This is a genomic window from Rhodococcus sp. DMU1 (genome assembly GCF_012272955.1).
GTDB classification, from domain to species: Bacteria; Actinomycetota; Actinomycetes; order Mycobacteriales; family Mycobacteriaceae; genus Rhodococcus; species Rhodococcus aetherivorans.
Map to the genome: position 1 here is coordinate 580,393 of NZ_CP050953.1, position 24,480 is coordinate 604,872.

The window sequence follows — 24,480 nt, forward strand, 5'->3', positions numbered from 1 at the left end:
GGTGGAGGGACACGTGGGCACCACCACCCCAAGGGCTGGACCGACGACACCCTGCAATGCGTGCGCGGCAACCGCCAGGAAGGTTGTGATGGCGCTCATTGAAAATGGATCTGGCGCACTTTCCGTGAAGCCTCTGCCACGCTTCACTATTCGAGGTGGACGACGCGCTTCCGCAACAGGTCGAGGTTGGCTCGCCCGTACATCTGCCGCTTGAGCATTTTGATTCTGTTCACGTGCCCTTCGACCGGCCCGGAGTTGTGTTCGAGGGTCAACCCGGCGGTGACGGCATCGAGGTCACGGCGCAGGCCGGCGGCGAAGGACCGCAGAGCCGGTGATCCGGTGGCGTCGACGCTGGTCATCCAGCTGATGAGTTCGAGTCCGCGCCGCTCGACCATGATCTCGGCGAAGCCGCGAACGTGCTCGCGCAGGGCGGTCAGTGCGGGACTGCGTTCGAGGATGTCGGTAAGGTGGCGGCTGTCTGCGTCGGTGAGCCGGTCGGGTCGAGAGGTCAACCACCCGGTGACCTGCCGGGCGGATGGCGCCGGCGGTGGCGCCGGCCGCGTCCGGTGCGCAGCGCGCAGTGGTGCCAGGAACCGGCGGACGGTCTTGGCGCTGCCTCGGTAGCCGCGTTCGGTGATCTCCGCGGTCAGGCGGGCGGCATCGGTGCACCCCGCGGCGAAGCGGTCACGCAGGTAGGTTTCGTGTTCGCTGAGCAAGGTGGGTCCTGCTATCCGGGTGGTGGTCAGCAGTTCGTCGACGTCATGGGCGCGGGCGAAGCGGCGAACGGTCTTGCGGTCGAGGCTCAGTTTCCTGCTGATCGCCGAGATCGTCATCCCGTTCGAGACGAGTTGTTGCACGGCGGCATGCCGTTCCCTGGTGCGGGTGATCAACCGGCCGTCCGGCCACTCGGCATTTGTAGTGCTGGTACCACAGTCGATCTCGTTGGCAGTGGTGTCGGTGACGACCTCGCCGGGGTCGACGGGTTCGGTCGGTGGGCGAAGATCAGCGCGGTGCCGAACCACGGTGTCCTCGACCGCGCCGACGAGGTTGTGCCACAGGTGCCACCGGTCGGCGACCTGCACCGCATCCGGCGCGCCGACGCGAATGGCTTCGGCGTAGGCCCCCGCCCGGTCACGACACACCACCTCGGCACCGGGATGCTCCCGCAGCCATGCGGCGACGGTCTCGCTGGTGCGGTCCGGAAGCAGGTCGATCGGCCGGCTCGTGGTCAGATCCACGATCACGGTGCCGTAGACGTGTCCGCGGCGGACGGCGAAGTCATCGATGCCGAGTACGGGCGTGGCGCCGATCGGCCGGTCGGGGATCGCGCGCACCGTTCGCAGCAGGGTGTCGCGGCCGACCGTGATCCCGAGCCTGGCTGCCAGGCGGGCGCCGGCGCGACCGGCCATCGCCAGACCGATCGCCTCGAGCACTGCGTCGAGCACCGTAGTGCGGCGGGCGCACCGCTTCGTCAAACCGGCTATCTGTTCGGCGAATGTAATTGCCTTGCAGTCGGTGTTGAGACAGAAGAATCGGCGCACAGTCAGTACGAGTACGACCGGGCGGGCACCGATTGTCGTGTCGGCCAGTCTGCGTCGGTATCGGGAATGGACCCGGCTCGACGGCGTGTGGCATTTCGGGCACCGTGCTTCGCTGCGGTGAGGGTGGGCGTGGATCCGGATCGTGGACTCGACGAGGCGGACAGCGTCGACAACGACGTCGGTCAGATGCGGCAGCAAGGCCGCCAGGAGCGCAAGGTCACACCATGATGATCTTGGTCTATGCCGAGTCGTCCCTGATCAGGGGCACGTCAGGACCTTCACGGAAAGTGCGCCAGATCCACTTTCGATGAGCCTCATCAGTTGGACGAGCTCGTCGCATGGACCGGTTGAAACCACCTTGCCGTTGACAATGGAATGCGGGAATCTACATGTCGAGACGCAGCCAGGAGTGGCCGGACACGCCCCCTGCAGGCATGTCAACCGCCGTGTGGCGTCTGCCAGATCTCGGGCTGCTCGCTCTCCGACCGCGATATGCAGGCCCCTCCATTCCGGCGGCCATACCCCCTCACTCCTGCTCATCTCGCCAGCTGCGATCAGCGTGGTGTCCACGAAGCGATGGAATGAATCGATATGTGGACGTCACAACTTTCGGATGAGGCCGGTGTAACCGGCGATTGCGAGTGTCGCGAAGAGCCAAGCCAACGCTTGAAGAATCCAGCTGAACACCGTAAACGTCTGACCACATCCCGATTCTGTGTCCAACCGACAGCGATCACCTGCTGGTGTCTTGATCAGAGGAAGCCCGATCTGCAGTCCCAGTCCGATCTGCTCGCTGAGTGAACACGGTTCGCCCTCCAGTCCGGTGAGCCGAGTCAACTGGGCGACGTAGCGTTCCGTCGGAGGTGCGGTGGGGATGTGCACGCGACCCGCGCCGAGGGTCAATCCTATCGACATGACAACGACTGCCAGCAGAAGGAGGAAGGCCCTGTGACTGCGATACCCGTATCCCGTTGATGTTTCGAGGATCCGGGACCAGAGGAGACGCAACCGAAGTGTCGCACCTCTGTCTCGGAGCTCGCGTCGCCCCCGGACGGAGGTATGCAGCTGATTCCGAAGCTTCGGTCGCAGTATTCTGTTGCGATAATCCACTCGTTGGGAGATGAGTATCCGGATTGCGTCCTGGTCATGTCCAATTTCCTTGTGCGCCATCCCCAGCTGCTGCCACGGCTGCGCCGAATAACTCGGCGTCCGGTTCGCCAGCGCGTCGACCCACCCGTCGACGTTCATGTCGTTCGAGGGTATTCCCTCGTAGGTCAGTCCATCCAGAATCAACCACTTGGATCCCGGCCAGCCGTACCCGGCATTGAGCCGAAGTGTGCCGACCTCGGCGTATCTGAGGTTCAGCTCCGATACGCACGCACCTACATCGAAGGCACGGCAATCGAGTTTGCCACGGATATGTGCGCCCACAAACCGTACGACTGGGTACCGAAATCCGGGACCGGGACGGAGGTCATCGAGGATCACATCAGCGTGAACAGTGAGGCTGTCCGCGGCGAGGGTTGTGCCACGGGCATCGGTCAGTCGCGCCCCGGTGAAGTCGAGTTGACCGCCGATCCTCGCCCCACCCAACGCGACGACAGGACGCTGCTCACTGTTCGAGCTGGCACGAAGACCATTGGCGAAGGTCGCCTGGCCATCGACCCGAATACCCTCTGCAGCCAGCGCTTCCATCGATCCGGCGGTAAGACTGGCGCGGTCGAAGATCACGTGCGCACGGAACTGCGCACCGCCCAGTTGAATCGCGCACAGACCGGCGGACGAACGGACGCCTGTGAATTCAGCCGTACCGGCTACGGAGACGTGTGAGGCATACAGTCCGATACCGTGCTTGGCGTCAAGACACGCGCTCTCGAAGGACAATTTGCCGCCGATCTTGGCCCCGACAAGCCTGACGGCGCATTTCTGTACTCCGCGGGTCCGGGCCTGCAGCCCGGCCGCGAACGATGCGTTTCCACCGATATCTATACGATCGGCGTTCAGCGCGTTTCCCCAAGATCCCGTCAGGTGCGCGCCGGCGAAGGATAGATCGCCTCCAACCTTCGCGCCCGTCAGACTAACGGCATCAGCGAACCCGGTTGCCGTCGCCGTGAAGGATTCCACGAAGTACGCGCCGGCTGCGACAGTGATGCCGTCGGCACCCAGCGCTGTGCCGCGGCGGCTCTCCGCGTGCGTGCCTGTAACCGACAATTGCCCTTCGAACCTTGAACCGTCAAGCTGGACCGCGTCGTTCTCGTCGCGGGCGACAAACCGGCAATCCTCGAAGTGTGCGTCGCCTCCGACGAGGAGGGATTCCGCTACAAGGGCACGGCCACCGCGGCTGGTAAGCCGCGCGCCGACGAAGTTCAGCCGGCCGTGAAATCGGGCCTCGCTGAGCCGAACGGCATCCCCGGCTCCCTTGTGTGATTCCTGGGATTCCGCGGTCAGCGAAATGAATGACGCAAGCCGCTTCACCGAGATTCGCGCGGCACTCAGCGCGGTACCCGTCGTGTTCGTCAGCCGCACATTCCTGACGAGCAGCCCGCCGTCGATCGACGATCCGGACATCCTGATCTTGTCCTCGGCGCTGCCGGCCACGGCGATGAACCCGTCGAGCACCAGATCGCCGGTGACCGTCATGCCCTCCGCGACAATCACGGTCTTGTCGGTCAGGGACTCGCAGTCGGTGATCTCCAAGCTTATGAGCCTCGCGTTGTCGACGAATACGGAGTGCCGAAACACGCAGTCGACGAACCGGAGCGGGATGGATGTCGAGAGGTTGGACAAATCCAGGGCGCCGTGTATCTCGGCGCCCATCAATACCAGGCCGCGGGGGTCCGGTCGCGAAGCAGATTTCGCGCACGTCAGCAGAGCAGTTCGAATTGCTCCGGCCGGGATGGCACCGCGGACACCGTCTGGACCTTGGGCGTTCGTCGCTGCACCATCCAGGATATTTTTGATCAGTGTGTGGTCGGGGCCCTTCTTCAAGGCTGACACGTAACCGAAGCTACTCCGCTGACAGTATGGGTAACTCCGGAACGATTGGGTCCACCCGGCTGGGACGATCGCAACTCGGCCAGTCGACGGTCGATGGTCACCGCCGACATCAACACCAACAATTCTGCCGGTGACGTCGTCGATGCTCAGCTCGCCGAACCGACGCAGCGTCGGCACCAGGTCCGGCAGCATCGCTGCGAGACGTTTACCCGCCGGCGCACCGAACACCGCCCAGCAGAACCGCAGCGCCGCAATCACCTCGGAGCCGTACTTCAGGGATCTCGGGGTGCGTCGCCTGACCGCGGTGGGCCGCAACGCCTGCGTCAACGCCTTACGGGCGTGATTGCGGTGCCAGCCGGTCGTGGCACACAACTCGTCGAGGATGATGCCCTTGTCGGCCTTGTCGGCCCAGGCGTACCGCGTCGCGATCGTCTTGGTCACGGCCTTGCGCCCACTCATCGACAGCCCCATCGTCCGGGCCTACCGCCCGGCCCAGGCCGGACACGGCAGGCACACCGTACGCGCGCATTCTCATTTGAGGCAACGACTACCTCTACGCGCGCATTTTGGATGAGTCAACGCGGAGGGTTGCGTTGTTCCGCTCTCGACATTCAGACTGAAAAAGGGGCGACCACCGAGGAGGCCTCATCATGTTCGTGCGTGACGACCCTGCCAACCGCAAGGCCCAACGGTCGAGCAGCGCGATCGCTTCAGCGACTGCGAGTAGCGCCGAGCGGCAGCGCATGCCGCGGGTTTCGCGGCCCAGGGTGGCGGCCCTGCATGGTTCTTCATCCACCAGTGCGGCAGGTGAAATCGCCGTGTTCATCGCGCCCAAGGGATCGCAACTACTGGACAGAATTTTTGACGTCTGCGCCCGACCAGAGCCGGTGACTGCCGCGGACCTGCAATCCGAAGTCCTGGCTGGCAATGGTGTGTCCAAGCACAATAACCCTGGCACGTCCGCGCCGACGTCGTTGCAGCTTCGATACCGCTCCCACGTCCTCTGCGAGAGTTCCGGGCCGGCCGAGGGGGCAAGGCTGGACGTCCGGCGGCTTGCGCATTCCGGCGCCGAGATCGACCCCAATCTGTTCGCTCTCGTCGAATGCCCCGCGGACGCGGACACGCCCGGCTACGACGCCGTGGTGGTCGTGTGGCCGGCGCGGTTGACCGATCTCGAGACCGCCTTGGTGCGTAGTGATCCCGATTTTGCCGACCTGCCACCCCTTGAGGACGCGACCACCTGGGTTCTGGTTGGTGTGGCGACCTTCGTGCTGTCGCAGGTCCCCAGTGGTGCGCTGGACCGGGAGGTCGAGGCGATCAACAACTTCGCCTCGACGGAGAAGTTCGATCGGATGATCGACCACCACGCTGCCGTGAGCGATTTCGTGGACGCCCGACGCCGAATTTTAACCGGAGCGACTACCTAATCGGCGCAGAAGGGGGCGCCTGATGAGCACCGGCGGGTGGATGGTCTTCGCGGCGGTACTGGTGGTGTTTTCCACGTGGTTCGCGGTCATTGTCCTCGCCACGCTGCGGGTGTTGACGACCCATCCGCGCATGGGTCGTCTACGGGCATTCGACCAGCCGATGTTCCTTCGTTTCGTGCCGATTTGGACATTCTTCGCGCCGAAACCCGGGGTCCAAGATCTGCATCTCGTGTGGCGCGACGCCGGAGCCGGCGGCGCCGGCCCCTGGCGTGAGATCACCGATATGAAACCTGAGAGAGGGATCGCTAGTTTCCTCTGGAATCCCGACAAGCGCTTCGCCAAAACAATCTACGACTTGACCAATGATCTGATCGCCGAATCCAACTCGCGAGGTGCGAATTCGGAAACCCTGACGTTAACCATTCCATACCTGCTGCTGGGCTCTATAGCGAGCCGAGCAGCGAAAGAATACGCCCTGGTCGAGTTCCTTCAATTTGCGATCGTAGCGGACTCCGGCGCCTCGCCCACCGTGCAGCCTGTCTTCGCATCACGGATACACGCGGTGTGACCAGATGGGGGCGGAATGGGCGGTGAGAATCACGGTCGCGATAGCGTGCACCGGGCTGACCATCGAACTCCTCGAACTGCTGGCCCGCCCCAGATTCCTCAGTGATGCAGGACCTGTCCCCTGGAACATCATCCGACTGCAACACCGCTGGACCGCTACCGGACTGTCGAGCCGGATCCTCGACGGCATCTTCCGGGAATCGGCACGAGGCCTGCTGATTCCCGGCGCCTCGCTGACCGCGGCCCTGGCCGTGACCGCCTTGGCGCCATCAGGTTTCCCTCTCGTGCAGGCAGGTACAGCGGCAGTGGCGCTGACGTTGGTCATCCTGGCGCTACGCACCGTCTATGGATTGGACGGCGCCTACCACATGTGGCTCGTCATCTTCGTGACAGTTGCCCTGACCGCCGCCGTGCCCGGCCCCATCGACGCGCGTCTCGCGGCGTGCCTCATCGGCGGGCAAGCAGCATTAGCATATTTCATCGCCGGCGCCAGCAAGTGCGTCTCGGCCGAATGGCGGAAAGGAACCGCACTTCCCGGCATTCTGAGTACCCGATCCTACGGCCACCGCTCCGCATATCGATTGATCCGCGATCGGCGCGCCGCGAGCACAATCCTGTGCTGGTCGGTCATCCTTTTCGAGATGGGATTTCCCGTCGCTGTCTTCATCGGCGGGAACGTGCTCATTGCTTTCCTCGTGCTGGTCGGCTCTTTCCATTTGTCCACGGCCCTCATCATGGGCCTCAACGGTTTTCTCTTCGCTTTTCTCGCAACGTTTCCGTGCGTATGGATTCTGTCGACCTCGCTGAAGGCAGGGCTGGGTTGATGACACGCGCGCTGAGGGGCGGGCTACCGGCCTGACTCACCGGAACACAAAGGGGTCGCTCGTGAGAGATGGACGAGAGCGCGAGCAGTGGCGGCAGCTCGCCGAGGCTGCGGACCGATACACCCGCATGCACGGCGGCCGGTACCGATGGTCCTCCAGCTACCGAGCCCAGCGCGCTGTAGAACGCGAACGTAGAGCCCAAGGCAAGTTCGTTCCGAAGTGGCGGACCCGCATTGTGTTGGGGGTACTCGCGCTCCGCCTTGTCGATGTACTGCGAGCAAGATATGCGCTGGCGTGGGTTGGGGTCGGACTGGCGATCCTCAGGGTGGGCATAGTGGCGTTCATTACTCCCTACTCGTACCGCTACTTGCTTCGCGCCGTCTACGTCTCCGACCACGCTGGCGGCCAACTGTGCCTGGTACCGCTACCGGGATGTGTACAGCTGACCGGCTGGTCCTACTGGCCACGCGGGACCGGTGAACGCGCGCAGGCGGCGCAGATGTCGGCCTACGAGCTGGCATATCAGGTTCTGGTGTGGGCCGAGCAGTACCAGATCGTGTTACTCGCCGCCGCCTCTGACGAGTCCCTCGCCGAGTTTTACACCCTGGGCGGATTCATTCATCCGCAAATGCCATGCTGCCGACAATTTCGCAGCGATCGCGTGTTTCAACACCTCACCGGCGGGGGCCCCGCCGGCAAACTTCGACTGCCGGGCACTCCCCTACCTGATCGCGACGCCGTCCGGCACTACCTCGAGGAACACGGCCGACTCGCGCCGAGCGAGTAAGCACTCAATGGTCAGTGAGGTCTTGGAAGTCGATGCGATGAGATGTCGACCCACCGGGGGTGTCCCTATGGTCCCCGTCAAGCCGCTGAGGGGAGCGGTGCTTGGTAGAGTTCCTTGTTTTTCAGTATGGCGTAGAGGACGTCGCAGCGGCGCCGGGCCAGGCAGATCAGGGCCGCGGTGTGCTTCTTCTGCTCGCCCCCGTTTCTTGTCGTAGTAGGCGCGACTGGCGGGGTAGTGGAGGGCGGAGAACGCGGACTCCGAACAGGGCGCGTTTGAGCTTTTTGTTCCCGGAGCGGGCGGGGTGCTCCCCACGGATCGATGAGCCCGATTTACGAGTGACCGGTGCGATGCCGGCGTGGGCGGCCAGGTGACCGGTGCGATGCCGGCGTGGGCGGCCCAGGTGAGCGGCAGAGGCGAAGGCGGAGCCGTCGCCGACCTCGATCAAGATCCGGGCTGCTGCCGAAGAAACCGATGCCGGGCATCGAAGTCAGGACCCGGGAAAGAGGGTGGTCATCGAGGGTCCTCTCCACGTCCTCGGCGACTGCTTTCCGTTGCTGAGAGGTCTCCTTCAGGTTATCGGCGAGTTTGGGGCCGATGGTCTCGGCGGCCTGGGTGCCGGGGACCACCACGGTCTGCTCGTCGAGGGCGGTGAGGATCTCGCCGACGAGCCGGATGCCCATGCGGGGCGCGTGCTTGACCGCGATCGCGGTGAGTGTGCGCTTGCCCGCCTTGTTCGATTCCGGTCGGTCCTCCGCAGCGGGAGAGGATCCGGGAACCGCCGGGTGTGTCACCCGGGGGCCGAGGACCCGCTCGAGGGCAGGGTGGACGGAGGTGAGTAGACCGCGGATCCGGTTGCTGACCCGGGTGGCCTCGCCGGCGAGATCGTCGTCGAATCCGACGAGGACCACGGGGTTCGCGAGCGCCTCGTCGACGGCAGAAGACCCGGCGCAGGGTGTGCGGCATGGTACGGGGGTATCGGCAACGATGAACGCGTCGCGGGCGTCTGTTTTTTGCTTGTCCGGGGTACAGGTCGGCGATGCGGCGCATCGCCAGTCCGGGCAGGTAGCCGACGTCGTGGCCGTATACGTGGGCCACGGTGACCGGCAGGGCGCCGATGGTGTTCGGTTGGTCGACGAAGATCTCCACGGTTGGCATTGCACCTTCTTCCTCCGGTTTCCGGCCCACGGCATTGTCACCGATCACCGCGACGGGTCCCGCCCCGCATTCGCCGGTGCTCTACGGCCGTGCGGCGTGGGCCGTACTGTCGGTGTGCCTCACGCACGGCCCCCACCGGGTGGATGTCTGCTCGGCGCGCCTGCCGGAGAATCCGTGCCGCCTCGGTTACGGTCGCGGCAGCTCACGAGCTAAGGGGCGCGATCGCCCCCGGTCATCGAGGGGGCGCCCGGCATGGAGACCGACGAACAGCTGCACCAGTGGGCGTGGCAGCTGCGCCACGACGGCCACGACTGGAGCGAGGTCGCCACCGAACTCGGCTGCACCGAAGCCCTCGCCCGCGCCATGGCCGACCGGCACCGCCGCGACACCGAGACCAAGGCCCAGGCCGCCCAGTTCTCCCTGTTCGACCTGTAACCCGACCGGATCGACGCCCCCGGCACCCCGCCCGCGCCGATCTGAGAACGGCACGACTACCGCCACCGGCCGCGGCGCAGCGCACGTTCACCCGCCGCGGGCGCGACGGCTATTTCCTCGAAAGGTGGATCTCCAGCCCGGATCGCCGCGATGCCGCCAGCCGCTGCTCGGTCGGTTCGTAGGACGCAGCTCCGGCATGTTCTTCCGAGGTCGGAGCCGGACCGATGCCGCCTCCCGGCACCGATTCGGGCGTTGTAGCGCTATAACGCGGGAGTGCGGATGCCTCCCGGCCTCGCGCGCCACCACCGGATACCGGGATCCCCAGCCCCGCTGCGCATTTCCTCAGATGGTGCCAGGCCGTGCGGTCCGGCCTCGGTCGGCTGCGGCCGCCCCGCCCCGGGTGAACGAGACCTGCCGCCGGGCCGTCACCGATCGGCACACCCCAGCGGCACCGGCACAGCGCGGGGGAGAGGGTCGTGCCGGCTGCGCCGCCGGCACGACCACTGCCCCGCCCCACACCAGAGGGAATGCGGGCCGGCCTGGCGGGTGCGCACGAGCAGCTGCGACCGCGATCTCGCTGCGCGAACCGGCGGTGTCCACGGACGGAGTGCCTCGGGGGGCTCCGTGGTGCGCCTGCGGCGCACGCCGAATCGAGCTCCGCTGCGCTCCGCCCAGCACAAGAGCCTGATTTGCCCTTCTGGCCTCCGATGATGACCGGCGGTCCGCTGCGCGCAACCCCTGGGCGCTGCGCGGCCTGACGGCCCGGAAAATTCTCTCCTCCGCTGCGCTCCGGCGAGATTTTTCCGTCCCAGAAGTTGCACTCCGCGGCCCTCATGCCGGTCGTCATTTCCTTGCCAGCAGGGCAAAAGAACGGGCGGACCCGCGCCGGTTCTCACCTCGAGCAGGAAGGTCGCAATGACTGCGCCGCAGACCCCGAGCTTTCCGAGCTTGACCACCCGCACCACCGTCCTGATTGCCGGGCAGGATCAACAGGTGCGGCTGGATGTGACCAGCGCGCTGACCGCGAGCGCGGCGGTGTTCGCCACGATCGGCGCGGTGCGGATGGTCTTCACCGATCTTGCCGTGGTCCGGGGTCTGGTGGCGGTGCTGCGTCGCCCGGTCGCCGACGGGGTGACGACGGTGCTGCCCGAGCAGTTCCTGCTGCGCCCGGAGCGCTTCGCCGCCGGGGAGCATGTGGTGACGGTGCACTGGTCTCAGGTACCGCAGTCCAAGATCACCCCCGGCGGGGCGTTCGACCCGCAGCGTCGCCGTCACATCCACTGGGTCGACGTCGAGGCCGGACCGCTGGTCTTCCGGTTCTTCGACCGGGCCGGTCACCGCGCCTTCACCGCCGAACTCGCCCGCACCCTCCAGGTGGCCCGATCGGTGCTGCTCCCGGCCGACGACAAGGCACTCGCCCTCGAAGGTGGCTGCTGACCGTATGTGAGTTGTCCACAGCGGGCCCGGTTCTCCACAGGACCGGGCCCGCTGCCCCTGCCCGCCCCGGCCGTGGCAGAGGTGGCCGGACACACTGGCGTCCACCGAAGACAGAACCGACCCGAAGGAGGACCCGCTCGTGCACACCTGGACCGTCACCTGCGATCCGGCCGTCGCGCAGGAATCCGGCACCGCCGCCACCGAAGTCGACGCCGTGCTCGCCGGCGCCGCCGCGTTGCGCCACATCACGGCCGCCACCCACCGGACCGGCCACCCGTCGCCGTACCTGTGTCTGCACATCGACACCCGCTTCCGGATCGGCCTCACCGCCGCCCCCGACAGCCCCGCCGGGGTCCTCGAGTGGATCGACGACTACGAACACCAGGCCACCATCGCGGCCGCCGTCGACGACTGCGTGCCCGACCTGGGCGGCCTCGACCCGGCGTGCTGACCCACCCCGCGCGCCGAGGGGCGGCGACCACCGCCGCGGTCCCGCGAGAGGGGAAACGGATGGCGTCACCCGCCGGCGTATCGGGTCGTTCGACCCGATCATTCGTATGCATTATGTTACGTACGAAACGTTACGATTGAGATAGCATCATGCGGACGGCTCAGGAGACGAGCGGAGGGCGGGCGATGACCGACGGCGGTAGGGGAGGGCGGCGCCGCGAGTACGCCTCGGACGCGGACCGGGTCCGGGCCTGGCGGCAACGACAGAAGGAGGCGGCCCGCGCCGAGCGGCTCGAGGCGGCCACCCCCACCGATCCGGCCCAGGCCGTGACCACCCTCGCCCAGGCGGTCCCGCTGCTGCGGCAGGAAACCCAGGCCGCCCTCGCACGCCTGAGCGAGGTGGCCGCGTCGATCACCGCGGCCACCGCGCTGCTGGCCGACCCGGCGGCGCTCGACGCGCACCTGCGCCGGGTCCAGGCCGACGCCGACAAGGTCCGCGCCGACGCCGGCGCCGAGATCGCCCGGCTGCGTGAGCAACTCGACGCCGCCCTGGACGAGCGCGCCGACGCCGACGCGGCCGCGGCCGCCGCGCTCGCGCAGGCCGACGACGCCACCGCACAACTCGCCGCGGCCCGCCGCGAACACCAGGAGGAGCTCGACCGCCTGCGCGCCGAACACGCCGCGGCCCTGGACGCGTGGACGACCCGGTTCGAGGACTCGGAGGCGGCGCACCGTCGGCGAACCGCCGACCTCGAGGCCCTCGTCGAACAGCAACGCGACCAGCTCGCCCGGCTCCGCGCCACCGCCGACCAGGCCGCCGCCACCGTCGGCCGACTCGACGCGGACCTGGCCGCCGCCCGCGCCGACACCGCCGCCGAGCGGGACCGCACCGAGGCCGTGCGCGCCGACCTCGCGGCCGCCCGCGCCGAGACCGCCGCGGCCCGCGCCCAGATCGACGCCGCCCGCGAACGCGCCGACGAGCTACACACCGAACTGCGCGAGGTGCGCGCCGCGTCCGCAGCATCGGAATCGACCGAGGCGAGCTGACCCCTTCGGAATGGGGCCTCGCCCCGGCAGCTGCGCTGTGGGAGGGGGCGAATCGGTGCAGGCCGGTGCCGACGCGGGCGGCCCGACCGGTGCCGACGCGGGCGGCCCGACCGGGCCGCAGGGATTACCTGGCTGCCGGCCGCACGGTCGGCGAGGGAGGGGGACATAGCGGGAGGGCAGAACCCCTCAGGGCAGCATATAGATTCTGCACGATACGGAGATAAAAAATTACCCGAATCTACGGCCTCACCACCGGTCACCCCAGAACGCCCAGCGAATTCCGATCGATGCCCCGATAGCCGAACGACTCGCCGGATAGGTGAAGTTGTTCCCAGCGGATACTGGATGTCGAGGCGGATGTTTGTCTCATTTGTTTTGGGACGGCGCTTTCGGATCCGGTCGGTGTGACGCCTCGACGAGCGCCTCCAGGGCGATCATCGGACCGGCGGTCAGCACTCAGGGGAGTAGGTCGAAGTACTGCGGGCGGGCCTTCATCGCGTGGATGAGAAGTTCGTTCCCGTTGTCGAAGCGCAGAACGACCAATTCCAGGAGGCGACCTTTCGGGTCGAAACCGAGCCGGAACTCTCGCCCGGGGTTGTTGTCATCAAGGTCGGCTGCATAGACGTAGTGCTGGGCCGCGTAGAGGCTGTCGGTTTCGTCGATTCCGTGCTTGAGGGCGGATTTGTGCGTTTTCACGCGACCCGGGTCCAGGCACGGATGGCTTCCCGAATCGCTTCTGACCTGGATACATGTTCTCGTTCTGCACGAGCGTTCAACGCCGTCAGCAAGGCTTCGTCCATGCGGACCGGGATCACGGTTGCAGGGCCCTCTCCGATCGTGGGACGACCGCGCTTACGCAGGGCAGCGACGTCGTAGCCGGCCTCCGCTTCGTCCGCCCATCCCTCGATCATCTCGTCGGTGACGGGGATTCCGTTGATCGTCTCGTCAGCCATACGAATTAGTGTAATACGAAAATGGGGTGCTGGTCAGGACCCGATGCGGGAAGCGGGCACCGACCGCTTTCGCCATCACGTTCGAGGACCGCTCCTCCTGGGCGAGTACTGCGCCAGGGCCGGATCCTCCGGAAGACCGACACCCGACCGGCTCGGGCGGCCATCGGCTCCCCAGCCTCGCAGGAGCGTCGCGTGCAGGCATCCTGACGTCGACTGGTCAGCGGGTTGACGATCAAGGACAACAGCCCCCGGTCCATTGCGGACCGGGGTGCCGCGGGGGAACTTCTGCAGCCAATCGGCTTTCGCAGTCCGGCCCGGAGAGGTCGCATGGCACGGACCGCGTTGCAATATGCGGGACGCGCCGGGGATCGGGAGCGCACACTCGACAGCAGGTGCGTCAAGGGATGTCCGATTTCGGAGGGGGCCCGATGTCCACCTGGTGGTCCGAATGCCGGAACGAGTTAGCAGTTTGGTCGCTCGATACCGCGCGGAGGAAGGCCCAGCAGGCCGGGGTGGCAGTCGAGGCAATCGACCGGTTCGTGTCACGGCCGCAGAAGCCGCAGACAAGGACCGAACTGCAGGAGGCGCTCGAACGGGTGTGGCAGGACCCGACGGCGTGGCCGCGCCGCGCCGAACTGCAGGCCTACTACCTCTACATGCGCTGCCTGAAGTCGTGGGAGATCAGCCTCGATCACCGCTCGATCGAGGCGTTGATCGAAGTCGTGCAGAAAGCGTGGCGCCCCGGCCACCAGCTGAGCCGGCTATCGGTTGATGTTCTGGTACGGCACACCGCGACGGTGACGGTATGCATGGCGGTCGAAAAAAGCCTGTTGTGCTCGTGCCCGTCCGACCTCGCCGAGCAGGCCCGTAAAGTCGTGTCCCAGTCTCGGGTGCAGCTGGTTCGACTCCGACAGCTTGCTTGTCCCACCCCCTTCAGCCATCCGACCCGCTTCGGTGCGCTGGTCACCTACGTGCTGCAGGTTGACATCTGCTATTTCGACTGCCTGGCAGCGATGGCGGATTCCGTCATCCGCGCGCAGAGCAAGGGCCCGACAGCAGCGGCGGAACTGACCCGAACCATCGCACGCCTTTCGCATGCCGAGCACTCCCGTCTTCTCAGAGACAGCGTGTACGCCTCCCAGCTACGGGCCCACCGCCGGCTGCTCACGATCCTTCGTGACCGGCTGACGAATCCGCGCTCACCCATCCTCCAGATTCGAGAAGCACGCGTGACCTACGTCTATCCTTTCACCCTCGACGGGTTCGAACTCCCCAAGACGGATCCGAACGGCACCGCAGCCACCGAGGGAAACAACGCCGGACATCACGCGCTCGAACTGTGGGGCGAAGATAACGGCACCAGGCCAAATCTCGCCGGCGAAACGCCTCGCAGTGCGGTGGAGATGGGCCTCGAGCTCACGGACATCTGGTCCCCACCCGCACTCGATTCCGATTCCAGCCACGGCACCGTGGTGAAGATGCCGGGGCTGTCGGTGACGACCACTGCCCCGGATCCGGAGCGGCCCGGGCACTTCATCGAGTTGCCCGAACTCGACGTCGAAATCTGGCTGGGCAGATTCGGCAACCATCACGTGCGGGTGCAGACCCCGGTCATGACGCTCTCGCTCCACGAACTGAACCAAGCGCTGCGCCGCGGCTCGACCTGGATGGGCCCGGAAGCGATCCGCGGCGGCAGTGCCCGAAAATGGTCCCGAGTAGCCGACTACGTGGATGACGTAGTTGAGAGCCTCGCTGTCCGTCTCAACGATGTGAGCGGAGCCAACGGCGAGCCGCCGACGAGATCACAGGTTCGTGCGCACATCGATGTCGATGCCGACTACCACGCGGTCGTCGAGATCCGGGCGGCCTCGGTACGGGTGTGCGGCGGCGAGCGGCCCGCGACCATCGACGACCTCCGGAACCTGGCCGGGTCCTTGCTGTTCCAGCCGATCGAGCGGGTACCGATCACCCTCGAGGAGTGGATCTGCACCCGTACCCCGCAGGAGGTGCCGAACCTGCTCGGCGAGAGCCGCTTCGACTGCGACTTCGCCGGCAGGTCCGCGAACACGACGGTGTTGTTCCTGCCGGCAGCACCGAACTGGGGCTACCTCAGCTTTATGGAGATGGCCGAGTACATCGCCACGCTGCCCGCGCTGCTGCGGATGTGGCGCCGACAGCTCGACCTGATGCACAGACACGCACTGGTCCAGCTCGCGAAGTGGCGAGAGCCTGAGCGTCGCCGGCACGAATCTGAAATCGACGAGACCCGGCTGAATCTGAGCGAGTTCATCGCGCACGTCCGTGCGCAGCGCACCCCGCTCAGCTCGGTCGACCTGGTCCGTTCCGATGCGCACCGGATGTTCCTCGACAATCTCATGCACACCGCGGACATTCCCCGGCTGATGGCCGAGCTCGACCGGAAGATTGAGCAGACCGATCACCTGTACGCATACATGGTGGAGTACGAGCGAACCCTCGAGGACGAACGCAGGCGCCGCTACGAGAACGCCATCCAGTCGGTGCTCGCTTTCGTCGCCTTGCTCTCACTGGCCGGTCTCTTCTCGTACGTCCACAGTCTGATAATCGGCGGCGATTCCAACATCGAGATCATGTCCGGAGAGCAGTTCGAGTTGGCGGTGTTCTTCGTGGTCTTCCTCCCGCTCAGCGTCGTCCTGGTCATCTTCTACCGGCGAAGGAGATAGGTCTTGGACATCCGGGTGCGCGACGAACACGAAGTCGACGACGCCCAGCTCGCCGCGCTGTACGACGACGTGCTCACCCTGTCGTTTCCCCGCTCCGAACTGGTCGACCGCGCGGAGTTCCTCGACGCCGTCGCCGGTCCCGACGGCGACACGTGTGCGGTCGTCGCCCTCGATGCGGCCGGGGAGGTGGTCGGCGGCATCGTCGGTGAGTGGTTCGCCCAGTGCCGGGTGCTGCTCGTCTCCTATGTCGCGGTGGCCCCGGGGCTGCGCGGCGGCGGGGTCGGCCGCCGCCTGATCAGCGAATCGCTGATCCGGTGGGGGAGCCGATTCTCGCCGCTGCTGATCGTCGGTGAGGTCGAAGATCCCCGCGTCCATCCCGCCACGGAGTACGGCGATCCGGTTGCTCGACTGCGGCTCTACGAGGCGCTCGGTGCCCTGATCCTGCCGGTGCCGTACTTCCAACCCGCACTCCACGAAGACGCCGACCGCGTCCGCGACCTGCTCCTGATGGTGTTCGCGGCCAGCCCGGCGTACCGGCTGGACGGCCACGTCGACACCTCCGTCGTTCGCGGCTTCCTCGAACAGAACCTTCTCGCGTGCGAGGGGCACATCGATCCCGGCGACGAGGAGATCCGTGCACTGTGGGCCGCCGTGGACCGGACCGACCGGATACCGATGCTCGCTCCTCAGCGGTATCTGACGTGACCCTCGGTCCGCTCCGGGCGCCGGCGACGCGCTTGAGGTCGCTCCTGCACTGTATCGCCGACACTTCCGACACGTCCCGTGCGAGATCCGTGCCGCAGTCGACGGCCCGGTGCAGGTAGGGAGTGGTGACCGCAGCCGTCGGCGACCGATACCGGTGACGGGCCCGGCGCCGCATCCGCGCAGGAGGCGCACTTCGACCGACCGGTACGCCTGCCCATGCGGTGCCGGCCGGTGGATCCTCGCAGGGCGTGTCCTGTGCATCCGCCCGACCCCCGGCGTGACGGCAGGTGCGGTGAGGCGGCCGACCAGGTGAGGGGTGCAGTTCGAACCCTGCTGCCCGCCTCGGCGCAACCGGCAGTGGTGAGACCGCCGACAGGTGAGCAACGCGATCGGACGGAATGGGTGTCGACGACGCTCGTCACCCAACAGGTGCGTCACTGGAGAAGCGGACACTAACCACGCTAGGAGAGTGACCACTTGGGAGGACTGGGGTGGTGATCAGAGGGCCCTCTACCGAGTGCGTGCTCACGAGGCCCGGATCGCTGCGCGGTCACCCTGGCAGCGGGTGCAGGGGTCAGGGGTGAACGGCCGCCGTTTTCGGTCCGCAAGTCACGGCCGAGCGATACTCTCGAGGCGGCTAACCCGATAGGAGAACCGTGAGTACCGGATTCGCGCTCCATATCGGCCTCGACAACGTCGACCCGCAGGCATACGCGGGTTGGGACGGCGCGCTCGACGGCGCGGAGAACGATGCGACTGCGATGGCCGCTCTCACCGGTGCCGTCGGTTTCAAACGCTGTGTCCTGCTCTCGAGTCGGGCCACGTCGACCGCGGTTTTTGCGGCACTGCGCAGCGCGGCGACACAGTTGGTGGCCGGTGACATCTGCGTCGTCACGTACGCCGGGCACGGGGGCCAGATGCCCACGTCGGATTCCGAAGAAGCCGATCGTTTGGATGAGACGTGGCTGTTGTTCGATCGGGAAGTGCTCGACGATGAGATCCACCAAGCGCTGACCGCGTTCGCAGCGGGTGTGCGTGTGGTCGTCGTTTCCGACAGCTGCCACAGCGGCACCGTGATCCGGGAGTTCTATCGTCAGGTCCTCGAGAATTCTGCGAAGGCTCGCGCGTCCTATTCGGATGTGGCCGCACGACATCGCGCACCTGCGGCACGATCGTCGGCACGAACCTTCGCCGTGCGGGCGGTACCGGCGCAGGAGCAAGCACGCGCGGTTGCCGCGCAGCGCGATCGGTATCTCCGGATTCGTCAACGCACGCCGCGGCCCGCCGACGGAGACGTGTCGGCGGCCGTGCTGCTGATGGCGGCGTGCCAGGACAATCAGGCGGCCATGGAGACCGACGGGCACGGGACGTTCACGGCGGCGCTGCTGGACGTCTGGAACGACGGCGGCTTCACCGGCGACTATCGAAAGTTCCACGAGAGGATCCGGGCATCGATGCCACCGACGCAGACCCCGAATCTTCTGACCCTCGGGCGTGACCTTGCCGGGTTCCTCGCGCAGGTCCCACTCACCATCGCGTCGCCGGCCGGTCCGCTCGGCACCTCGTCCTCACCCCAGGCATCGCCGCTCGCCGCGCCTGACCGGGTGCGGACGTTCCGGGTCGAGGTGGCGATCGAGGGCGACGCGGCGGCGGCACCGGAGGCGCTGCGCACGTTCATCGCTCAGGCGCTGCGACCCGCCGACGGGTGACCGGTCTGCAGGTGTTGTACGCGCTCGGCGAGGGGTTCGTAGAGCGCACGTCCGAGGGCGGTGAGCGCGGGATTACCGCGCAGTGGTGCATCGAGTTCGCGGACCTTCCGCAGGACGGTGCCGATATTGCGGTCGACGTATCCGTCGTCGGCAACAGCGGCCTCTCGCATCGCATCGAACAGGACCACGACGTTGGCCATCGCGTGGTAGGCGACCAGGATTCGATGCACCGGCCGCATGGCCCGCGCGGCGGGCGACCAATAGTGCGCGGTGTCGGAGCCGTCGTCGAAGGCGCCGTAGCGGCTCAACAAGTGGAAGTACTGGTGCGCGCACTCGTGGACGAGTGTTTCGACAATGTCGAACAGGCTGGCGGGATGGGATATCGCGACGACGCCGGGTAGAGCGACGGTGCTCCCACTCGCAATCCGTGTGGTGTCTTCCTTCTCCGCGATCACCAGGGCGCGCAGCACCGTTTCGATCCACGGTCGGTACCCGAGCCGTTCGGCGAGGTCGAGGGCGTGTCGAAAGTCCTCGGCTGCCTGCGGCGTCACCACGGCGAGGGGCGTGACCGCATCGAACTGCGGTGCGGTCGCCGCATCGAGTAGCCAGATGCGGCTGTCCCATCCCACCGACGTGAGCCGGGGTCGTCGGTCGGCCGCCGTCCATCCTCCGTCCTGGAATCGGAATTGGACGCCGTCGGCGACGATCGCTGTGGGACTTGCCTCGATGCGCTCGACGGTGCCGAGGGGCATCCCGGCGACCCGCAGGTGGGTGTGCGGAAGCCGTGCGTGCCAGTGCCCGTCGTAGCCGAGTTCGTTGAGGCGCAGGGCAATTGCGACAGCGGCGGCGACGGGATCGGACTCTCCGGCGATCGCGAGTTCGGCCTGCCCGAAAGCTTCGTGCCAGGTGGTCCGAAACGAGGGGGGCTGCCGGCTCCATGCGTCGATCACTTCGACGACGCCGCTGGTGGCGGCGGTGATCTCGGCGTGGCAGTGCTCGAGCAATGCGGCCGCGACCGCCGCGCCGTAGGTGCCCGCGACCACGTCCAGGATCGCAGGGTCCATGTCGGCAGTCGGCAAGCTGAACGGCCGGGCCCACGCCACCTCGCTCATCCGGACATCTCGATCGGCTGGCTGTCCGCCCAGACGACGGACGGCAGGTCGTCGTGCAGTGCCCGGTGCATGCGTTCGGCGAGGGCGAACAGGGCGGTGCAGTACAAGGACGGGTTGTCGAAGGACGCCCCGTCGAACCGATGCGGCAGATAGCCCCCGCCGCAGGCGTCGAACCAGGGGCAGCTGGTGCAGGTTGCGCTGGGCTGTTGGATGGCGTCGATCCGGTACGCCTCGGCGTGGTCGTCGAAGGAGTTCTCGAACACCGTCAAAGTGTCCTGGGAGAAGACGCCGCCACACATGCGCATGACATCGTGGGCACCGATGGAGCCGTCCGACTCGACGACGCAGAGCCCGCGCAGGTCGCCGCCGAGACCGTCGAGAACGGGCCGTTCACCCATCAGCCCGAGCAGCATCAACTCGAACAACCGAACACGGGGCGGCGCCGAGAGCGTGTACCAGTGGTCGAACGCCTCGAGCAGGAAGCGTGTGTACGGTTCGACACCGGTCCAGCCGTCGGGCAGGTTCGCCTGGTTGCCGTCCGGGAGCAGGAAGTCGAATGCGGTAAAGCCCTGTTCGACGAACCAATCCACCAGTTCCGCGCCGTTCTGGGTGGGGTCCACGACGCACAGGCAGCCGCCGAAGACCTGGTCGAACAGGTGACCGTGGGCACGTAGGGCTGCGACGTTGTCCAGCACCCGCTGGGTCGAGCCGTCCCCGCTGCGGGTCACGCGCTGCCGGTCGGCGATCTCCGGTGGCCCATCGAGACTCAGGCCGAACGAAATCCGGTTCCGTGCAAAGAACTCCAGCCAGTCCACGTCCAGTAGCGTGCCATTGGTCTGCAGGGTGAAATGGATGTTGACCGGCGCGGCTCCGGTACGGACCACGTCGACGAGGCGTTGCATGCGGGCGCGCCCCAACAGCAGCGGTTCGCCGCCGTGCAGTTCGACCGTGAACGACGTGTCGCCGTGGCGGGCGCAGTGCTCCTTGATGCGCTGCGCCAGCGTGTGCGCGACCCGTGGCGAGAGATAGGTCGGTCGCGTGCGCCAGGAGTCGTCGCCCCGGTTGTAGACGTAGCAGTAGCTGCAATTCAGATTGCAGCGCTGGGCAACTTTCAGCACGACCTGGGAGATGTGTTCGGGCAGCCGCGGACGAGTGCTCACTCGATGCACCATCCTTGTCTCGGTGATCTTGACCGGAGTGCCGACGCACACCAGGTGCCGCCGGATCGGTGTCTCGCTTGCCGTGCGCATCTCCACCTGCATCGGCCGCGCGTCATCTGCCGACGCCGGCAGCACGGCACCCCATATGCTCCCGTGCCTAAGCCCGCCAAGCGGCGCTCGTGCAGATGCACGCGGCGGTGGGACGCGACGGTACTCATTCGAAGAACGGCGCGGACTCTTCCTCAGCAACGATCGTATTGCGCAGGTGGTTGCTGGTGTGTTTGTCGTACGGGCCGATGGGATCGGCGCGGGGGCCGCTCCGGAGGCGTTTGGCCAGTGTGCGGAGGACTTGGTTGCCGATAGCCTCGAGTTGTTCGTTCGAGAGCTTCGAGAGATCAGGTACGTCTGCCATGCCCGCTCCTCGGCCGAGTGTAAACCTGTAACACTCACGATAGGTCATCGCGCCAATACGGACGGCCGGTTTCGGTGGGCCGGGTCGAGCAAATGGACCGCCGTTTTCTCGGCCGGATCCTGGCCATTCCCTATGGAGTACTGCAGTCGCGACTTCGAACATGGACGGCACCCGACCGTGATGCCGGAGCCCGTCCGAACTATTCGCTGGCGAAGGCCTTTGTTTGCACGGCAGCATCGAGCCAGTGTGAGCGGTGGGGGAGAAGTATCGTCCGTGAACTCCGGTCGAACGTGATGGGTAATCATAATCACTCCCACTCATATTGTGCAGCAGTAATTTCAAACGATGAGCGCACGAGGGAGATGTCCCGCTCCGTCGGCGCAGTCCGCGAACACCGTCGGGATCGATATGATCCTCCTACCAATCTCCAACCTTAAGGTGATCGACGATCCGGCGAACCCCGACAGGTCTGACGTCGTGTTCTGGCTGGCCGGAACACGGGTTACCGCCCGCTGCAGCTACCTCTGGCGTAACCCCCACGGACCGCTGCCACCGCTGGGTAGTCCGTCGCTCTGCGGCGGTGCTGCCGGCGCGGGTGGCGGAGTTCCTCGCGGCCGTGGACCGCCCCCTGGCTTCCGTGCCTTCCGTGCCTTCCCGCTGGGAAGCGAGCATGCCGTAGACACGGTTGGCGCTCGTGCGTCACCTTGCTCAGCTCAGTCCCGTGAGCCGGGACGCGGACTCCCGCTCCGGGATTACTCGAAGCCCGATCGCTCCCGTTCGAAGGCCTCTGCCCAGTCCGCAATGCTTCTCTTCGTGGACCCCTCCGCCCAGTGAGGGCTGCCGTCCCTCGCGGACTGCTCGACCCACTCGGACGCGGTGTTTTCACTCATTCCGGCTCTCCCCTGCTCGGCGTCGGCCCATTGTCCCGGGCCGGGCCCCCGCGCCTCCTCCTTTCGGCTCCAGCGGTATCACACCGTGTCGTGAACAAACGGCCATGCGGCCACCGTTCGCAGGCGGGGTACAGCCAGGCGCACCCGCTCTCGGCGACTGTCCTGGGACAACCCCCACGGGACTTGACCTCTGCCGGGCCCTGTCAGTCGGCGGAGTCGTACACTCCGAGTGGCTCCCAGACAGCGCAGCGGTCAAACCGAAGGCGGTGTTGCCGATGGGTGGTGCGGAACTCGAGCCGGGGGACGTGTTCGCCGGCTACACCATCGAACGGGTGTTGGGTGTCGGCGGGATGGGCGCGGTCTACCTCGCTCGCGATCCTCACCTGCCCCGCTACACCGCCCTCAAGTTGCTGGACCGGAGCCTGACCACCGACGACAGTTTCCGCGCCCGCTTCGAGCTCGAGGCCGACCACGCGGCACGCCTCGAACACCCGAACATCGTGTCCGTATTCGACCGAGGCCAGGAAGCCGGTCAACACTGGATTGCGATGCAATACATCGCCGGAACCGATGCCGCGGTGGCCCTGCGTGACGGTCCGATGGACCCACCGCGCGCCGTACACATCATCGCCGAAACCGCCAAAGCCCTGGACTATGCGCACGAGAAGGGCGTGCTGCACCGCGACGTCAAACCGGCGAACATTCTGTTGGGCCCGTCGGGCGCCAGGCAACCCGAGCGGGTGCTGCTCACCGACTTCGGTATCGCCAAGGCGCTCGATGCGACACAGCACCTGACCAAGACCGGGTCGCTGGTGGCCACCCTGCAGTATTCGGCGCCCGAGGTTTTCCAGGGCATCCCACTCGACCCCCGCGCGGACGTGTATTCGCTGGGGTGCACCGTATTTTGCCTGCTCACCGGTCGCCCACCGTTCACCGGAAGCACCCAGGAAGTCATGCGCGGCCATCTCGATGCACCCGTACCGCGGATCACCGCTGTGCGTGGTGATCTTCCGCAGAGCATCGACGAGATCGTCTCCGCGGCTCTGGCCAAGCGCCGCGAAGATCGGCTGCCGAGCTGCCACGCACTGTCCGCAGGCGTTCAGCTCTCCCTGTCGACCATGCCGTCTACTCAGACGGCCCAGCAAGTTCTCAGACAGAGGCAGAGGCAGAGACAGACACAGACGCAGACGGCGGCGGACGTGCACCGCGCACCCGATACCCTGACGAGTCGGCACCGGACCTCCCACCGGCGTCGGCAACCGCTTCCCCCTCCGCCACCGCAACCGCCGCCGGCGGTCGGTGTTCCCCCACAGCGCAAACGGGCGCGGGTGCTGCTGCCGCTGGCCCTACTCGCACTGCTGGTCGTCGGTGCCGCAGCGGTATTCGTCGCCTGGCCGAACCGGTCGTCACCGCAAACCACCCTGCCGTTCGACGGCCTCGACTATCCGGTCGGCGTGGCGGTCAACGCCGCCGGAGATCTCTTCGTCGCCGACAGCAACAACAACCGGGTACTGCGACTGGCCGCAGGCTCCGACACCCAGGAGGTCCTCCCGTTCACCGATCTCGACCACCCCTCGGGAGTCGCGACCAATGCCGCCGGCGACGTCTTCGTCACCGACACCCGCAACAACCGGGTACTCGAACTCACCGCGGGAACCACGACCCAGACGGTGCTCCCGTTCCCCGATCTTGGTGGGCCCGCCGGCGTGGCGGTCAGCGACGCGGGTCATCTTTTCGTCGCCGACAACAACAACAACCGAATCGTGGCTCTGCCGGCGGACGCTGCGAACCCGCAGGTGCTGCCGTTCGCCGACCTGCACGGGCCGGTCGGGGTGGCGGTCAACGCTGCCGGAGATCTCTTCGTCACCGATACCGACAACAACCGTGTGGTCTTCCTGTCCGCCGGCGCCACCGAGCAGACCGTGCTGCCGTTCACGGGCCTGGCATCCCCCACCGGTGTGGCGGCCGATTCCACCGGGGTGTTCGTCGCCGATTACCTGAACGGCCGGATCGTCGAGCTTCGGGCCGGTGCCGATACCCCGACCGTCGTCCCGTTCGTCGGCCTTCACCGCCCGATCTGGGTCGCGGTCACTGCCACCGACGATCTCGTCGTCACCGACGGCAACACAGTGCTGCAACTACCGGACCACGGTGGATCCGGCCGATGACG

At 66.5% G+C, this 24,480-nt stretch carries 19 protein-coding genes and 2 pseudogenes; 12 read left to right on the forward strand and 9 right to left on the reverse strand.

Annotation, left to right across the window (positions count from 1 at the left end):
- Nucleotides 1–146 precede the first annotated feature (146 nt).
- From HFP48_RS30610 to HFP48_RS30620, 3 genes and pseudogenes are all read right to left on the reverse strand, one after another.
- Nucleotides 147–1,739 (reverse strand): ISL3 family transposase, encoded by a 1,593-nt coding sequence (locus tag HFP48_RS30610; protein ID WP_348983374.1) that lies wholly within the window; start codon nucleotides 1,737–1,739, stop codon nucleotides 147–149.
- A 402-nt stretch (nucleotides 1,740–2,141) separates the two neighbouring features.
- Nucleotides 2,142–4,538 carry a hypothetical protein gene (locus tag HFP48_RS30615; protein WP_168581035.1) on the reverse strand — a complete coding sequence of 799 codons (2,397 nt, stop codon included), beginning with the start codon at nucleotides 4,536–4,538 and terminating at the stop codon, nucleotides 2,142–2,144.
- Nucleotides 4,539–4,603: 65 nt separating this feature from the next.
- A pseudogene (locus HFP48_RS30620) lies at nucleotides 4,604–5,009 on the reverse strand (integrase); the annotation flags it as partial.
- Between the two features lie 179 nt (nucleotides 5,010–5,188).
- On the opposite strand from HFP48_RS30620, the gene HFP48_RS30625 reads away from it, so the two are divergent.
- From HFP48_RS30625 to HFP48_RS30640, 4 genes are all read left to right on the forward strand, one after another.
- Complete coding sequence (locus HFP48_RS30625) at nucleotides 5,189–5,965, forward strand: hypothetical protein (RefSeq protein WP_168581036.1); 777 nt, start codon at nucleotides 5,189–5,191, stop codon at nucleotides 5,963–5,965.
- 22 nt (nucleotides 5,966–5,987) lie between these two features.
- Complete coding sequence (locus HFP48_RS30630) at nucleotides 5,988–6,533, forward strand: hypothetical protein (protein ID WP_168581037.1); 546 nt, start codon at nucleotides 5,988–5,990, stop codon at nucleotides 6,531–6,533.
- Nucleotides 6,534–6,555: 22 nt separating this feature from the next.
- A complete protein-coding gene (locus tag HFP48_RS30635) occupies nucleotides 6,556–7,356 on the forward strand; it encodes a hypothetical protein (RefSeq protein ID WP_168581038.1) in 801 nt (266 codons plus the stop codon).
- A 334-nt stretch (nucleotides 7,357–7,690) separates the two neighbouring features.
- Nucleotides 7,691–8,143, forward strand: a complete 453-nt coding sequence (locus HFP48_RS30640; RefSeq protein WP_168581039.1) for a hypothetical protein — start codon at nucleotides 7,691–7,693, stop codon at nucleotides 8,141–8,143.
- A 77-nt stretch (nucleotides 8,144–8,220) separates the two neighbouring features.
- On the opposite strand, the pseudogene HFP48_RS30645 reads toward HFP48_RS30640, so the two are convergent.
- Nucleotides 8,221–9,277 (reverse strand): annotated as a pseudogene (locus HFP48_RS30645) (transposase); the annotation flags it as partial.
- A gap of 273 nt (nucleotides 9,278–9,550) precedes the next feature.
- Here HFP48_RS30645 and HFP48_RS30650 point away from each other — a divergent pair.
- The 4 genes from HFP48_RS30650 to HFP48_RS30665 all read left to right on the forward strand — a co-directional run bounded on the left by HFP48_RS30650 (nucleotide 9,551) and on the right by HFP48_RS30665 (nucleotide 12,667).
- The gene (locus HFP48_RS30650) at nucleotides 9,551–9,733 is read left to right on the forward strand and encodes a hypothetical protein (protein ID WP_168581040.1); all 183 of its coding nucleotides are present in this window, start codon (nucleotides 9,551–9,553) and stop codon (nucleotides 9,731–9,733) included.
- Between the two features lie 915 nt (nucleotides 9,734–10,648).
- Nucleotides 10,649–11,170, forward strand: a complete 522-nt coding sequence (locus HFP48_RS30655) for a hypothetical protein (RefSeq protein WP_168581041.1) — start codon at nucleotides 10,649–10,651, stop codon at nucleotides 11,168–11,170.
- Between the two features lie 139 nt (nucleotides 11,171–11,309).
- Complete coding sequence (locus HFP48_RS30660) at nucleotides 11,310–11,621, forward strand: hypothetical protein (RefSeq protein WP_168581042.1); 312 nt, start codon at nucleotides 11,310–11,312, stop codon at nucleotides 11,619–11,621.
- 185 nt (nucleotides 11,622–11,806) lie between these two features.
- Nucleotides 11,807–12,667, forward strand: a complete 861-nt coding sequence (locus HFP48_RS30665) for a hypothetical protein (RefSeq protein WP_168581043.1) — start codon at nucleotides 11,807–11,809, stop codon at nucleotides 12,665–12,667.
- A gap of 456 nt (nucleotides 12,668–13,123) precedes the next feature.
- Here HFP48_RS30665 and HFP48_RS30670 read toward each other — a convergent pair whose 3' ends face one another.
- Both HFP48_RS30670 and HFP48_RS30675 read right to left on the reverse strand, forming a co-directional pair.
- Complete coding sequence (locus HFP48_RS30670) at nucleotides 13,124–13,363, reverse strand: toxin (protein ID WP_168581044.1); 240 nt, start codon at nucleotides 13,361–13,363, stop codon at nucleotides 13,124–13,126.
- Entirely contained in the window at nucleotides 13,360–13,620 is a 261-nt protein-coding gene (locus tag HFP48_RS30675) for a ribbon-helix-helix domain-containing protein (RefSeq protein WP_168581045.1), read from the reverse strand. The genes HFP48_RS30670 and HFP48_RS30675 overlap by 4 nt, the downstream gene beginning before the upstream one ends.
- Nucleotides 13,621–14,048: 428 nt before the next feature.
- Here HFP48_RS30675 and HFP48_RS30680 point away from each other — a divergent pair, with 428 nt between their 5' ends.
- The 3 genes from HFP48_RS30680 (at nucleotide 14,049) to HFP48_RS30690 (ending at nucleotide 18,736) form a co-directional block, all read left to right on the forward strand.
- Nucleotides 14,049–16,322 carry a hypothetical protein gene (locus HFP48_RS30680; RefSeq protein ID WP_168581046.1) on the forward strand — a complete coding sequence of 758 codons (2,274 nt, stop codon included), beginning with the start codon at nucleotides 14,049–14,051 and terminating at the stop codon, nucleotides 16,320–16,322.
- A gap of 3 nt (nucleotides 16,323–16,325) precedes the next feature.
- Nucleotides 16,326–17,027, forward strand: coding sequence for a GNAT family N-acetyltransferase (locus HFP48_RS31950; protein WP_246872672.1), 702 nt, complete (start codon nucleotides 16,326–16,328; stop codon nucleotides 17,025–17,027).
- Nucleotides 17,028–17,683: 656 nt separating this feature from the next.
- On the forward strand, nucleotides 17,684–18,736 hold the full coding sequence (locus HFP48_RS30690; RefSeq protein WP_168581047.1) for a caspase family protein: 1,053 nt from the start codon (nucleotides 17,684–17,686) through the stop codon (nucleotides 18,734–18,736).
- On the opposite strand, the gene HFP48_RS30695 is transcribed toward HFP48_RS30690, so the two are convergent.
- From HFP48_RS30695 to HFP48_RS30705, 3 genes are all read right to left on the reverse strand, one after another.
- Entirely contained in the window at nucleotides 18,709–19,800 is a 1,092-nt protein-coding gene (locus HFP48_RS30695) for an HEXXH motif-containing putative peptide modification protein (protein ID WP_168581048.1), read from the reverse strand. The genes HFP48_RS30690 and HFP48_RS30695 overlap by 28 nt on opposite strands.
- Before the next feature lie 44 nt (nucleotides 19,801–19,844).
- Complete coding sequence (locus tag HFP48_RS30700; protein ID WP_246872673.1) at nucleotides 19,845–21,008, reverse strand: radical SAM protein; 1,164 nt, start codon at nucleotides 21,006–21,008, stop codon at nucleotides 19,845–19,847.
- A gap of 214 nt (nucleotides 21,009–21,222) precedes the next feature.
- On the reverse strand, nucleotides 21,223–21,420 hold the full coding sequence (locus HFP48_RS30705; protein WP_003934664.1) for a hypothetical protein: 198 nt from the start codon (nucleotides 21,418–21,420) through the stop codon (nucleotides 21,223–21,225).
- 1,165 nt (nucleotides 21,421–22,585) lie between these two features.
- Between HFP48_RS30705 and HFP48_RS30710 the strand changes: the two genes are divergently transcribed.
- Nucleotides 22,586–24,478 carry a serine/threonine-protein kinase PknD gene (locus HFP48_RS30710; RefSeq protein WP_168581049.1) on the forward strand — a complete coding sequence of 631 codons (1,893 nt, stop codon included), beginning with the start codon at nucleotides 22,586–22,588 and terminating at the stop codon, nucleotides 24,476–24,478.
- The last annotated feature ends 2 nt before the right edge of the window (nucleotides 24,479–24,480 follow it).

Excerpts from the sequence above, each read along its gene's own strand:
- HFP48_RS30625 (WP_168581036.1), top strand. The coding sequence starts at position 5,189 with ATGTTCGTGCGTGACGACCCTGCCAACCGCAAGGCCCAACGGTCGAGC.
- HFP48_RS30630 (WP_168581037.1), top strand. The coding sequence starts at position 5,988 with ATGAGCACCGGCGGGTGGATGGTCTTCGCGGCGGTACTGGTGGTGTTT.
- HFP48_RS30650 (WP_168581040.1), top strand. The coding sequence starts at position 9,551 with ATGGAGACCGACGAACAGCTGCACCAGTGGGCGTGGCAGCTGCGCCAC.
- HFP48_RS30655 (WP_168581041.1), top strand. The coding sequence starts at position 10,649 with ATGACTGCGCCGCAGACCCCGAGCTTTCCGAGCTTGACCACCCGCACC.
- HFP48_RS30665 (WP_168581043.1), top strand. The coding sequence starts at position 11,807 with ATGACCGACGGCGGTAGGGGAGGGCGGCGCCGCGAGTACGCCTCGGAC.
- HFP48_RS30675 (WP_168581045.1), bottom strand. The coding sequence starts at position 13,620 with ATGGCTGACGAGACGATCAACGGAATCCCCGTCACCGACGAGATGATC.
- HFP48_RS30680 (WP_168581046.1), top strand. The coding sequence starts at position 14,049 with ATGTCCACCTGGTGGTCCGAATGCCGGAACGAGTTAGCAGTTTGGTCG.
- HFP48_RS30695 (WP_168581048.1), bottom strand. The coding sequence starts at position 19,800 with ATGGACCCTGCGATCCTGGACGTGGTCGCGGGCACCTACGGCGCGGCG.
- HFP48_RS30705 (WP_003934664.1), bottom strand. The coding sequence starts at position 21,420 with ATGGCAGACGTACCTGATCTCTCGAAGCTCTCGAACGAACAACTCGAG.
- HFP48_RS30710 (WP_168581049.1), top strand. The coding sequence starts at position 22,586 with ATGGGTGGTGCGGAACTCGAGCCGGGGGACGTGTTCGCCGGCTACACC.